This is a genomic window from Vibrio sp. Vb2960, from assembly GCF_033337665.1.
GTDB lineage: Bacteria > Pseudomonadota > Gammaproteobacteria > Enterobacterales > Vibrionaceae > Vibrio > Vibrio alginolyticus.
The window spans coordinates 65,176-77,228 of record NZ_JAWORD010000024.1 but is presented as its reverse complement, the minus strand read 5'-3'; the positions used below and the strand labels follow the sequence as shown (position 1 = coordinate 77,228).

Annotated in this window: 11 protein-coding genes; 6 read left to right on the top strand and 5 right to left on the bottom strand. The window is 46.2% G+C overall.

Going from position 1 to position 12,053, the window contains the following annotated elements; all coding sequences use genetic code 11:
* Positions 1-736: 736 nt before the first annotated feature.
* Genes R7O03_RS18965 through hemC form a run of 4 tightly spaced genes read right to left on the bottom strand, consistent with a single transcriptional unit; the run spans position 737 to position 4,816 of the window.
* Positions 737-1,918, bottom strand: a complete 1,182-nt coding sequence (locus tag R7O03_RS18965) for a heme biosynthesis protein HemY (protein WP_042523916.1) — start codon at positions 1,916-1,918, stop codon at positions 737-739.
* Positions 1,918-3,129 (bottom strand): uroporphyrinogen-III C-methyltransferase, encoded by a 1,212-nt coding sequence (locus R7O03_RS18960; protein WP_318131943.1) that lies wholly within the window; start codon positions 3,127-3,129, stop codon positions 1,918-1,920. Before R7O03_RS18960 ends, R7O03_RS18965 begins: the two co-directional genes overlap by 1 nt.
* 17 nt (positions 3,130-3,146) lie before the next feature.
* Positions 3,147-3,875, bottom strand: coding sequence for a uroporphyrinogen-III synthase (locus R7O03_RS18955; RefSeq protein WP_062730807.1), 729 nt, complete (start codon positions 3,873-3,875; stop codon positions 3,147-3,149).
* A gap of 2 nt (positions 3,876-3,877) precedes the next feature.
* Positions 3,878-4,816, bottom strand: a complete 939-nt coding sequence (gene hemC / locus R7O03_RS18950) for a hydroxymethylbilane synthase (RefSeq protein ID WP_318131942.1) — start codon at positions 4,814-4,816, stop codon at positions 3,878-3,880.
* A gap of 346 nt (positions 4,817-5,162) precedes the next feature.
* Between hemC and R7O03_RS18945 the strand changes: the two genes are divergently transcribed.
* The gene (locus R7O03_RS18945; protein WP_053350817.1) at positions 5,163-7,691 is read left to right on the top strand and encodes a class I adenylate cyclase; all 2,529 of its coding nucleotides are present in this window, start codon (positions 5,163-5,165) and stop codon (positions 7,689-7,691) included.
* 69 nt (positions 7,692-7,760) lie between these two features.
* Here the strand turns inward: R7O03_RS18945 and cyaY are convergent, their stop codons facing one another.
* Positions 7,761-8,075, bottom strand: coding sequence for an iron donor protein CyaY (gene cyaY / locus R7O03_RS18940; RefSeq protein ID WP_042523922.1), 315 nt, complete (start codon positions 8,073-8,075; stop codon positions 7,761-7,763).
* A 74-nt stretch (positions 8,076-8,149) separates the two neighbouring features.
* Here cyaY and lptM point away from each other — a divergent pair, with 74 nt between their 5' ends.
* The 5 genes from lptM to xerC all read left to right on the top strand — a co-directional run bounded on the left by lptM (position 8,150) and on the right by xerC (position 12,045).
* Positions 8,150-8,266 (top strand): LPS translocon maturation chaperone LptM, encoded by a 117-nt coding sequence (gene lptM / locus R7O03_RS22780; RefSeq protein WP_005378746.1) that lies wholly within the window; start codon positions 8,150-8,152, stop codon positions 8,264-8,266.
* A 61-nt stretch (positions 8,267-8,327) separates the two neighbouring features.
* The gene (lysA, locus tag R7O03_RS18930; RefSeq protein WP_033907276.1) at positions 8,328-9,581 is read left to right on the top strand and encodes a diaminopimelate decarboxylase; all 1,254 of its coding nucleotides are present in this window, start codon (positions 8,328-8,330) and stop codon (positions 9,579-9,581) included.
* A 10-nt stretch (positions 9,582-9,591) separates the two neighbouring features.
* Entirely contained in the window at positions 9,592-10,422 is an 831-nt protein-coding gene (gene dapF / locus R7O03_RS18925) for a diaminopimelate epimerase (RefSeq protein ID WP_005383396.1), read from the top strand.
* Positions 10,416-11,147: a DUF484 family protein gene (locus tag R7O03_RS18920; protein WP_017636089.1), complete on the top strand. Its 732-nt coding sequence runs from the start codon at positions 10,416-10,418 to the stop codon at positions 11,145-11,147. The genes dapF and R7O03_RS18920 overlap by 7 nt, the downstream gene beginning before the upstream one ends.
* Positions 11,113-12,045: a tyrosine recombinase XerC gene (xerC, locus tag R7O03_RS18915; protein ID WP_005378742.1), complete on the top strand. Its 933-nt coding sequence runs from the start codon at positions 11,113-11,115 to the stop codon at positions 12,043-12,045. Before R7O03_RS18920 ends, xerC begins: the two co-directional genes overlap by 35 nt.
* The last annotated feature ends 8 nt before the right edge of the window (positions 12,046-12,053 follow it).

Here is a 12,053-nt window from a genome sequence, read left to right as displayed (position 1 = left end):
GGTTGAAAGCACCGGTCTTGAAAACCGGCATACGTTAATAGCGTATCTAGGGTTCAAATCCCTATCTCTCCGCCACTATTAAGAAGCCTCGCTAGAAATAGCGAGGCTTTTTTCATTTCCGCACATCTTTATTACTCTATCTGTGCTTGCCAAAAATCAATTCCATATGCGATCTACTTTTCGACAAAGTAATATTGGTATCGGTATTGGTTGTGACGTTTTGATTTTTGCTAAGAAGTGCAGTTGCCTCTAAAGTTGTTCATCCTCATCACTGCATGCTGTCCCGATAAGGTTGTTGGAGATGTTTTGTTTATTGCCTTATCGTTCTCTTAAAGCACTACCATTGCTTCTCTAGCCCCTTTTATCGGATAGACCGAACAAATAAGCATACTAAAATAGCCACTGTTTCACTGATGTATCTTTTTGTTTTGCTCAGTCTAGCGACGCGTGTGCTCTATTGCCTAAATCTAGCTACGTCTTAAAACCATACATCAACAGGCTAAAGTTACGTATTCCTGCATCTTTTAAAATTGTTTTGGATTCTGCTGGAATGACAGGATCAGAGTAGTCAAAAAAAGAAGAGGAAAGTGAAACGATAGTGAGTTGCTAGGAAGTTGAGAACTACTTGGGAGCCAATGAATTGGATAAACATATTGATGACTAAGGACTAAAGGGTTAATAGCAGGCAATAAAAAAGCCGACAGGTAAGCTGTCGGCTTGGTTAGGTCATCTTAAGTTAGTCATTCTGTACGAGCGTGAGAGCTTTACGAGAGACTTCGTGAGCAGCTTTGGTTAGATTTTGCTTCTCTAGTGTGTCTGCTAGGAATGCATAGTCAGAGACGTCAGAGCGAAGCTTTAAGGCGATCTCAAAGTGATCCTGGGCTTCTTGCCACTTCTCTTGACGGAAATAGAAGTGCGCTAATGCGCTATGGGCAGCGGCGTTATCCGGTTCTTTCTTCACTACTCCCTCTAAGAAGACCACGACAGGGTGGGTATCTGGTAGATTTAGATCTGGCAGTAGTTGATAAAGCTCTGGGGCAGGTTGTTTTTTTAATGCTTCTTTTAGCACGGTAAAGGCTTCTGCATCAGCTTTTCGTGTGATGAGTTCTCGAGCAAAACAGGCAACGAGGTGTGTGTCTTGTTTCACTTTACGTGAGAGACTATTCCAATGAGAGATAAGCCCTTCGCTACCTTGTTGTTGCGCTACTTCATGGAGTAAGCCGCACTGCGCCTTTTGAATCAGCTCTGCATGTTCTTCTTCCGTGATGAGTTTTGCTTTGGTTAGTTGTGGCAAGAGGTCAATAAGAGGTTGCCACAACTTTAGCTGCATATACGTTGTTTTCAGCAAGTTCAATACAATAGAGTTACTCGCATACTGACTTTTTAACGATTGCAAGGTATCGAAAGCGGACTCGAACTCGTTGTCGCGGATAAATTGTTTCGCTCGAGTCAGTTCTACTGCGAGATGGGCGTTCTCTTGTTGGCTCGCTAGCTCTAGATAGTGATCTCGTTTTGCTTTATCACCTTGGCCTTGTGCGGCTTCAGACGCAACCAAGTAGCAAAGCAGCGGCATATCGTGATGATTTGCCCAGCGAGTTACTTTCTTCTCAGCACCTTTCCAGTCACCTTCTAGAAGTTTAATAATGCCTTCATTGGTGTATCGGCGGGAATGGCGCATTTTGCGAACACTGAAGTAGTTCCATGTTGTAGAACTAGCATAAACTAACTTCTTAATCAGGTACTCAAGCAGAAAAAGACCTGCGAGTGCAGCGATAACGAAAACCACTAAGGTCGTTACGCTCATCTCGATCGTTTTCTCGGCAATGGAGATAAGTACATAGCCTTGCTGACCAGAAAACTGGGTGCCAACAAATAGTCCTGCGCCTAGTACAACAAATAGGAAAATAAGACGAAACATTACTTATCCTCCATGCCTGTCATCGTTGTGACTTCACGACGTAGGCGTTCACGGATGACATCTGATAGTTGAGACTGACTTTGCAGTTTTGTTGGGTATTCCACTTGAATATTTTGCTGACTTAGCAGGTTAACCGTTTTGTTGAACTCTTTAACGGAATTATCGTCTTGGTTGAAGAAAGCTAATGCCCATTTGTCGGCTGTTTTTAGAGATGTGGTGTAAATTTCACCTTGTTCTTGGTACACCGCTTTTATTGCCGTTTCCAATTTGGCTTTGATGTTTTCTTTCAGGTAAAAGTGTTGCTCAGGAGAAAGCAGTGGAATGACGTTACCATCGCGCGTGCGGAAGGTAATGAAGTTTTCTGAAAAGTCCTTCAAAGAGGTCATTAAGTTATCTTGCCAGTTTGCGATATCTTCAGACACTTCAGTGTTTTCTACGGCTTCAGCTTCAGGTAGCAGTGCATTGGCGAGAGGGAGCTTGTCTACTTGCTGTTGTAGGGCAGTTAAGCGTAGTACCAATCCATCACGGTCAATTAGCGGGATAGTGCGAAGTTTGGTGATATCGTTCGCCATTGCTTTACGTAGTTTGACCAGGCTAGGGTCATTCAGTGCTGCAATGCGTTGGTCTGCACTTTCCATTAGTTGAGTTGCGCTTTCTACGTCATGCTCTAAGAACAGTTTACGACCTGCTAATTTGACGAGGTAATCGGCTTCAGCAAGTAGCCAGTCGTTTGGTCGACGACCTTTCACATCGGCAACGGCAAGCTGTAAGCTTTCAATGCTCTTCTGTTGCTGTCCCAGTACCACTTCCGCTTTGTGTGTCACGGTCGTTGCTTTCTCGATGGTTTCTTCTTGTACCCGGCTGAGCTCTTGCTTCATGGAAGCTTGAGTGCTTTCTAGCTGACTTTTTAGTTGGGCGATCTGCGCTTGGTAATCGGCTTGCTGTTGATGCAGCTTGTACGCGAGGCCACCGCCAAAAATAATCGATAAGATGATAGCGACCGTGCCTAGTTTGACACCGCGTTTGCCTTGTTTTTCTTCAAACTCGACTTTGGTTGGCTCTGCTGTTTTTGGGGGCTCGGCCGCTTGTGGCTGTTCTTTTTTAGGGGCCGCATCCTGCTGCGATGTGGTTTTTTCGACTAGCGGTGCCGATGAGGTTTCTTCGGAAAGGTTTTTATCGTTATTTTTTTGGTCGTTATTTTTACTTGTCATGCCTATATCCTGTGTAGCTAGGGCTGGAGAGCCGCCAGTAATTCTTGGTTGGATGCGCTTCCCGTGCATCTCACGCGAGTGAACCCCCTTTGGATTGCGATGTCAGCGATACGCTGACTGGGGATATACAACTCTTGTTGATTAAGCCAAGTCAATTGCTCCGACGTCAATTGGCTGCACAAATAATCCAGTTGTTCACCACTGGTGACAACAATCTGGTTAATTTGTAGGTTTTTCCATAGTGAGACACAGCTTACTGGATCGAATGGGATGAATTCTCTCTTGTAAGTCTCACTATAGTGAACTTTTGCGCCACGTCTCACCAATGCATCTTTGATCAGCTCTCTTCCGCCGTTACCACGAAGGATAAGAACTTGTTGTTGTGCCACATTGTTGAGCTCTGGCAGTCGCAATAAGTGTTCACTATCACTGACTTGGGGATAGTGTACTTTCTGTTGGGTACATTTGCTTAAATAGTGTGCTGTTTTTTGACCAACGGCAAGGTAAATAGCTTGTTTCGGCCATGACATCCCGTTACTGGCTAAGATTTGCTGTGCACATTGCACGGCATGTCGACTAACAGCGATAACAATTTGAGCTTGATGTAGATGTTTAGAGAGGTGCGTGTCCGTGAGATCGGCGACAATGTCGATCAGAGGATGGTGATATGCGGAAATGCCGTGCCTTTCGAGCAGAGAGCAAAGCGCGTTGCCTTGCTCTCCCGGCCGAGTGACCAACACTGCCATGGTTATTCGTGATCTGCGTACAGCTTAGTTAGGATTTCACGAGCGCCGTTATCTAGCAGCTCATTGGCTAGCTGCACTCCTAATGCTTCGCCATCTTTACGATGGCCACGAATTTCACCACGAACAATTTCGCTGCCATCTGGTTCGCCAACTAATGCGCGTAACCAAATGTTGTCGCCGTCTAGTAGGGCATAGCTGCCGATCGGTACCTGACAGCCGCCTTCTAGCGTAAGGTTCATTGCGCGCTCACACAAAACGCGGTCTACGGTGTCTTGGTGGTTAAGTGGCTCAAGCAGCTTAAGCAGTCTTTCATCGTCAAGGCGGCACTCAATACCGACAGCACCTTGGCCTACCGCTGGTAGTGATTGCTCTGGTTCGATAAAGCTACGAATGCGCTCTTCAAGCTTCAATCGTTTAAGGCCAGCCGCAGCAAGAATGATTGCATCATACTCACCCGTATCTAACTTACCAAGGCGAGTGCCCACATTACCGCGAAGCTCTTTGATGATGATGTCCGGACGATATTCTTTCAGTTGGCATTGACGACGCAAACTGCAAGTACCAACCACGGCACCTTGAGGGAGCTCATCAATGTGGCTATAGGTATTAGAGACGAAGGCATCACGAGGATCTTCACGCTCACAAATGGTCACGAGGCCAAGGCCTTCTGGGAAATCGACGGGCACGTCTTTCATTGAGTGAACGGCGAGGTCTGCACGTCCTTCTAGCATCGCGACTTCAAGCTCTTTTACGAACAAGCCTTTGCCGCCAACTTTTGCTAGTGGTGTATCTAAAATCACGTCACCTTTGGTCACCATGGTTACTAACTCGACTTCCAAGCCTGGGTGAGCGGCTTGAAGGGCGTCTTTAACAAAGTAAGCTTGCCATAAAGCAAGAGGGCTTTTTCGAGTTGCAATGCGAATCGGTGTGGATTGTGTCATGATCTTCTCAATGCTGTTTGGATTTGGGTTTATCCTACCATTCTCATCAAGAAATGCTTACTGTTAGTTCGTTATCTCTGAAGGCTATGAATGGAATTACATGACGTTATGAAAATAGTGTGACTGGATTCTCAATTAGACTAAGGACTATTATTAGTAATAGGTAATAAGAGCGACACTACCGCGCGATTAATTTTGTGACTAAAGTATGGTTTTGTATCCAGAGTGATACGCGGGCGTGAAGCTTTACCCGCACCAATAAAAGTGTTAAATTGATCACGTTTTTAAGCCGTTTTGGTTTAAAACGTCAGCAGATTTTCGTGATTGTTCAACCAAGGAATTCCCCTTGCAGGCTTACACCCAAAAAATCATCCAGCGACTAGATAATTTGAATCAGCAGCGAGTTGATCGCGCGCTGGCGCTTATGGATTCGCAAAGCCAGCAAGTCTTCCATTTGATTCCTGCCTTGTTGAACTACAACCATCCTGTAATTCCTGGCTATTATGATGCCGATGTCCCGTTTGGTGTGCATGGGCTTGAACTAAATAGCATTCAGCAACAATTCATAGATGATATTCAACTTGCCATTGGTCAGCCGCTCAAGACGGTAGAAAAGCCCGCTATATTGGGTTTGTACACCATGGGCAGTACCTCCTCGATTGGTCAAAGTACTTCCAGTGATTTGGATATTTGGGTGTGTATTTCTCCAGAGATGGATTGTGACGAACGCGAGTTATTGACCAATAAATGCCTACTCATCACGGATTGGGCACAAAGCAAAGGCGTGGAAGCGAACTTTTTCTTAATGGATAAAGAGCGCTTTAGAAGCAATCATTCTGAGGAGATGACAGGTGATAACTGTGGTTCATCTCAGCACTTACTTTTGCTAGATGAATTCTATCGTAGTGCGGTGCGTATTGCCGGACAGCGTTTGTTATGGCAAATCGTGCCGCCAGAAATGGAAGAGTGTTACGACGAGTACGTTTCTCAACTTTGCAGTGATGGTTACATCGACTGTAGTGAATGGATCGACTTTGGTAAATTGAACTGCATTCCTGCTGAAGAATACTTCGGCTCGAACTTGTGGCAGTTATACAAAAGCATCGACTCTCCCTACAAATCGGTATTAAAAGCCATCTTGCTAGAAGCTTACTCGTGGGAATACCCGCATACTCAATTGTTAAGCATCGACACTAAACGTCGTTTCTTTGCCCATGAGCCTGATCTCTATGGCATGGATGCGTACTACTTAATGTTGGAAAAAGTAACCCGTTACTTAGAGCGAATTCAAGACGATACACGTTTGGATTTAGTGCGTCGCTGTTTCTATCTCAAAACCCATGAAAAACTATCTCGTGAGCCGAATGTTGGCTCAGTAGCTTGGCGTCGTGAAGCGCTGAGCGATATGATTGCAAAATGGAATTGGGATGCCAGTGTCGTTGCAGAGCTCGATGACCGCCGTAATTGGAAGGTTGAACAAGTGAAGGTGGTACATCATGCATTGCTGGATGCGTTGATGCAAAGCTACCGTAACTTGATTCAATTTGCGCGTCGTAACGACATCACTTCTGCTATCAGTCCGCAAGACATCAGTATTTTGGCCCGTAAACTTTACGCGGCTTTTGAAGTATTGCCGGGCAAAGTAACGTTACTAAACCCACAGATTTCACCTGATCTGCACGAGCCTGACTTGAGCTTTATCGAAGTGAAAAAAGGGGGAGTGAACAAGTCTGGTTGGTACCTCTATAAACAACCACTTATTGCGCACCGCATTTTGGGGCAACCATATCTAGAGCATCATGAATACTTGAGTAAGTTGGTTGCTTGGGCATTCTTCAATGGCTTGATCACTGAATCGACTCGTTTACATGCCGTGGTACGTGAAGCGCAGCTAGATATTGATAAGTTTTACCAAATGGTGAGTGACTTACGAAATACTTTTGCGTTGCGTAAGCGTCGTCCATCTATGCAGGCGCTAGCGAGTCCTTGTGAAATAAGCCAGCTTGCGATGTTCATCAACTTCGAAAATGATCCGACGTCTGAACTTTCTGGTCGTTCGTTGAAAGTGGATGTTAAGAACACCGATATTTTTAGCTTTGGTCCAGAACATAAAAATTTAGTCGGCAGTGTTGACCTTGTTTACCGTAATTCTTGGCATGAAGTGCGTACGCTGCATTTCAAAGGGGAAACGGCGATGCTGGATGCACTGAAAACCATTTTGGGCAAAATGCACCAAGATGCGTTGCCACCAGAATCAGTGGATGTGTTCTGCTATGCGAAGAACATGCGTGGTGTGATGCGCAATATGGTTTACCAGCTTTTAGCTGAATGTATCGACTTACGCTTGAAACCAGTAGAGCAAGAGAAACGTCGCCGCTTTAAAGCGATGCGTCTTGGTAACCAGACTTATGGGTTGTTCTTTGAACGTCGTGGTGTGTCGGTGCAGAAGCTAGAAAATTCCATCGATTTCTACCGCAGCATTTCTACTAACAAACTCAAAGGCTCGCCGCTGTTAATGCTCGATCGTGAGCAAGAATATCAAATGCCTGAAGCGGTGGATGGGTTTGCCAGTGAAGGTCTAGTGCAGTTCTTCTTTGAAGATAACGAAGATGGCTTCAATATTTATGTGTTGGATGAGTCAAATCAAGTGGAAGTGTATCACCAATTTAGTGGCTCCAAAGATGAAATGATTTCGTCTGTAAACAGTTTCTACACGTCGGTAAAAGACGATAGTCGCGTCGCGTCGAAGTTTATTAACTTTAACCTGCCTCAGTACTATCAAATTATTCACCCTGAAGAGGGGAATGCGTATATCATTCCTTACCGTAATGACGGTTGTTCACCGAGTCGCCCGACCAAAACTGTGAATGCGTAATTAAACCCGTATCAATAAACAAAAAGAGCACTTCGGTGCTCTTTTTGTTTTGGTGACGATTGACCAGAATTATGCCCAATCAATGGTTTCGCCTGCGTGCTTTTCACACTCTTGCTTCACCATTTCAAATAGCTCCATACCCGTTTTTGAGCAGGTCCATTTACCTTCAATAAGCTTGAAGTGGAAACCACCAGATTTGGACGCTAGCCAGATCTCATGCATCGGCTCTTGGCGATTAATGATGATTTGGCTGCGGTCTTCAAATTCCAATGTCATTACGTTGCCAGTGACTTCGTAATCAATGTCTGCGCCTGAATCATCGATGGATTCTTCGATGATTTGCATCTGCGCATCCACCAGTTGATGAAATTCAGTATCGTTCATCCGTCTATCCTATTGCTTTTCCTGAGTGTGGTGCGATTATAGGGGGCATTGATTCAATAATCACGATATGCGAAATGAAAAAATTAGTTACTGTGTTGTTTGTGATGGTTGCCGCGACCTTAGCGGGGTGTGGTCAGTCTGGCTCACTATACATTCCAGATGACACTCAACAGAATGAGCAATCACAATAAATAACCGCACCTTAGGGTGAAATTAGGGTTCAGCAGTCGAATAAAATAAGGGAAGCGAATTTTGGATTACTTCAACTATCAGGATGATGGCCAGCTTTGGGCCGAAGACGTCCCACTTCAAGCTCTTGCAGAGCAATATGGCACTCCTCTTTACGTATATTCTCGAGCCACGCTAGAGCGCCATTGGAAGGCGTTTGATAGTGCTGTGGGTCAGCATCCTCACCTAGTTTGCTACGCGGTGAAAGCCAACTCAAACTTAGGCGTATTGAACACGCTAGCGCGTTTGGGATCGGGTTTTGACATCGTGTCGGGTGGTGAACTTGAGCGTGTGATTGCCGCAGGCGGTGATCCGAAAAAAGTCGTTTTCTCTGGTGTTGGTAAAACATCGGCAGAGATGAAGCGCGCTCTTGAGCTAGGTATCAAATGTTTCAACGTTGAATCTGAGCCAGAGCTAGAACGTTTGAACAAGGTTGCGGGTGAGCTTGGTGTGATTGCACCAATTTCTCTGCGTATCAATCCAGATGTCGACGCGAAAACACACCCTTACATTTCGACTGGTCTTCGCGACAATAAATTCGGCATTGCGTTTGATCGTGCGCCAGATGTTTATAAATTCGCGCAAAGCCTGCCGAACTTGAATGTGCAAGGCATCGACTGCCACATTGGTTCTCAGCTGACCAATATAGACCCATTTATCGACGCGACAGACCGTTTATTAGCTCTGATTGATGATTTAAAAGCACAAGGCATTAACATTCGTCACCTTGATGTCGGCGGCGGTTTGGGTGTGGTCTATCGTGATGAATTACCACCTCAGCCTTCTGATTACGCCAAAGCGTTACTAGGCCGTCTTGAAAATCACCAAGACTTGGAGCTGATCTTTGAGCCAGGCCGTGCAATTGCTGCGAACGCAGGTATCTTGCTAACGCGTGTTGAGTTTTTAAAACATACTGAGCATAAAAACTTTGCGATTATCGACGCTGCAATGAACGACTTGATGCGTCCTGCGCTATACCAAGCATGGCAAGATATTGTGCCAGTTTCACCGCGAAAGGGTGAAGCTCAGACTTACGACTTGGTTGGTCCTATTTGTGAAACCGGCGACTTCTTGGGTAAAGATCGCGCACTCGTTTTGCAAGAAGGTGATCTACTCGCGGTTCGTTCAGCAGGTGCCTATGGTTTTGTGATGTCTTCGAACTACAATACTCGTACCCGAGCGGCAGAAGTGATGGTGGACGGTAAACAAAGCCACTTAGTTCGCCAGCGTGAGGAGCTGACCAGTTTGTGGCAGCTGGAACAGATTCTACCGGAGTAACACACAACAAATGCATTTCCACTTTTCCAAAATGCACGGTTTGGGCAACGACTTCATGGTCGTCGACTGTATTACCCAGAACGTGTTTTTCTCGCAAGACCTGATCCGCCGCTTGGCGGATCGTCATACTGGCGTTGGTTTTGACCAATTGCTTGTGGTAGAGGCCCCTTACGACCCTGAAACTGATTTCCATTATCGGATTTTTAATGCCGATGGTAGTGAAGTTGAACAGTGTGGTAACGGTGCACGCTGTTTTGCCCGCTTTGTTCGCTTGAAGGGGCTGACCAATAAATACAGCATCAGCGTGAGCACCAAGAAAGGAAAGATGATTCTCAACATCGAAGATGATGGGGAAGTGACGGTCAACATGGGCGTGCCAGAGTTTGAACCGAACAAAATTCCTTTCAAAGCGAAGCAAAAAGAGAAAACTTACATCATGCGAGCAGGCGACAATACCTTGTTTTGTGGTGCTGTGAGCATGGGTAACCCGCACGTAGTGACCGTGGTCGACGATGTGGATACGGCAGAAGTGGAAACTCTCGGTCCGCTGCTTGAGTCGCATGAGCGTTTCCCAGAGCGCGTCAACGCTGGCTTTATGCAGGTGGTGAGTCGTGACCATATTCGTCTTCGAGTTTACGAGCGAGGCGCAGGAGAAACACAAGCTTGTGGTAGTGGTGCATGCGCGGCAGTCGCGGTTGGGATTCTGCAGGGCTTGTTGGATGAAAACGTTAAGGTTTCTCTACCTGGTGGTGAATTGCGAATTGCATGGCAAGGCCCTGGCAAGCCGTTGTTTATGACCGGACCTACAACGCATGTATTTGATGGTCAATTGTCTTGCTAGTTGAAGAAAAAGGAAACGGTTTGTCTCAAGTAGAAGCAGATGCCTTAACGGCTGAAGTAGTGGCCGAGTACCTCAAAGATCATCCAGACTTTTTTGTGCAACGTCCGGAGCTTGTGGATCGTTTATCTTTCCCACACTCAGACTTAGGCGCGGTATCTTTGGTACACATCCAAATGAATCGCCAACGTCAGCGCATTGAAGAGTTAGAGGAAGAGATCACTACACTAATGTCGCTTGCGGCGAACAATGATCGCACCTTTTACGAATTTATGGATTTGCAGGGGCAGATTCTAAAGTGTGGTGACTTTAAACAAGTCATTCATTCTATCGAAGATAAAGCCAAAGCATTGGGCTTACGTGCGTTTGTTCGATTGTTTAGTCAATGCGACGCATCGATTCAATTGAGTAAGGAAAGTTATCAACGCTTTGCGACCACTCACTTAAATGGCAAAGATGCGTACTTAGGACGTCTTCGCAAAGTGGATCGTGAAGCTTTGTTTGGCAACATGGAAGTGCCGGAAATGGGTTCCTATGTGGTACTGCCGCTCGTGAAACAGCAAACACTGGGCGTGCTTGCTTTTTCTAGTGAAGATGGCGGCCATTTTCAGCCAGATATGGATACCTTGTTTTTGCGTCACCTATCATTAGTAGTGGCACATCTCGCTCAAACACTGGTATGGCAAAGTTACGATGACGACAACTCCCAACACTCCTCTGCCAAATAGTCTGCAAAAGCCTCTTGAGCGCTTCTATGAATTCTTACGAAGCGAAAAGGGGCTTAGCCTACATACTCAGCGCAATTACAAACAGCAGCTAGAAACTATGGCGCAGCACTTAGCTGAAATGGGGCTCAAAGATTGGTCTCAAGTGGATGCTGGTTGGGTGCGCCAATTAGCAGGTAAGGGCATGCGAGAAGGCATGAAAGCCAGCAGTTTGGCAACGCGCCTCTCATCGCTGCGTAGCTTTTTCGATTTCCTTATTCTGCGTGGCGAGATGTCGGCTAACCCAGCCAAAGGGGTTTCAGCACCTCGCAAAAAACGCCCGTTGCCCAAAAACCTCGATGTTGACGAAGTGAGCCAATTACTTGAAGTCAACGAGGACGACCCGTTGGCTGTGCGCGATCGCGCCATGATGGAGCTGATGTACGGCGCCGGTTTACGTTTGGCTGAGTTGGTGGGTGTGGATGTACGTGATGTACAACTGCGTAGTGGTGAGCTTCGTGTTATTGGTAAAGGCGATAAAGAACGTAAAGTGCCGTTCTCTGGGATGGCAACCGAGTGGGTTGGGAAGTGGCTACGCGTTCGTGGTGATTTAGCCGCTCCAGGTGAGCCCGCCTTGTTTGTATCTAAGCTCGGAACGCGTATTTCGCATCGTAGCGTGCAAAAGCGCATGGCTGAATGGGGGCAGAAACAGTCTGTCGCAAGCCATATTAGTCCGCATAAACTGCGTCACTCATTTGCGACACATATGCTCGAATCAAGCAATAACTTACGTGCGGTGCAGGAGCTTTTAGGGCACGAGAACATTTCGACGACCCAAATCTACACGCACTTGGATTTCCAACATTTGGCGCAAGCCTACGACCAAGCCCACCCACGCGCACGTAAAAAGAACGGGGAGTGAGCCGAAGT

What these genes read in the sequence shown, in the direction of transcription:
- R7O03_RS18965 (WP_042523916.1), bottom strand. Translation starts at nt 1,918, where the DNA reads ATGTTTCGTCTTATTTTCCTATTTGTTGTACTAGGCGCAGGACTATTT.
- R7O03_RS18960 (WP_318131943.1), bottom strand. Translation starts at nt 3,129, where the DNA reads ATGACAAGTAAAAATAACGACCAAAAAAATAACGATAAAAACCTTTCC.
- R7O03_RS18955 (WP_062730807.1), bottom strand. Translation starts at nt 3,875, where the DNA reads ATGGCAGTGTTGGTCACTCGGCCGGGAGAGCAAGGCAACGCGCTTTGC.
- hemC (WP_318131942.1), bottom strand. Translation starts at nt 4,816, where the DNA reads ATGACACAATCCACACCGATTCGCATTGCAACTCGAAAAAGCCCTCTT.
- cyaY (WP_042523922.1), bottom strand. Translation starts at nt 8,075, where the DNA reads ATGAACGATACTGAATTTCATCAACTGGTGGATGCGCAGATGCAAATC.
- lptM (WP_005378746.1), top strand. Translation starts at nt 8,150, where the DNA reads ATGAAAAAATTAGTTACTGTGTTGTTTGTGATGGTTGCCGCGACCTTA.
- dapF (WP_005383396.1), top strand. Translation starts at nt 9,592, where the DNA reads ATGCATTTCCACTTTTCCAAAATGCACGGTTTGGGCAACGACTTCATG.
- xerC (WP_005378742.1), top strand. Translation starts at nt 11,113, where the DNA reads ATGACGACAACTCCCAACACTCCTCTGCCAAATAGTCTGCAAAAGCCT.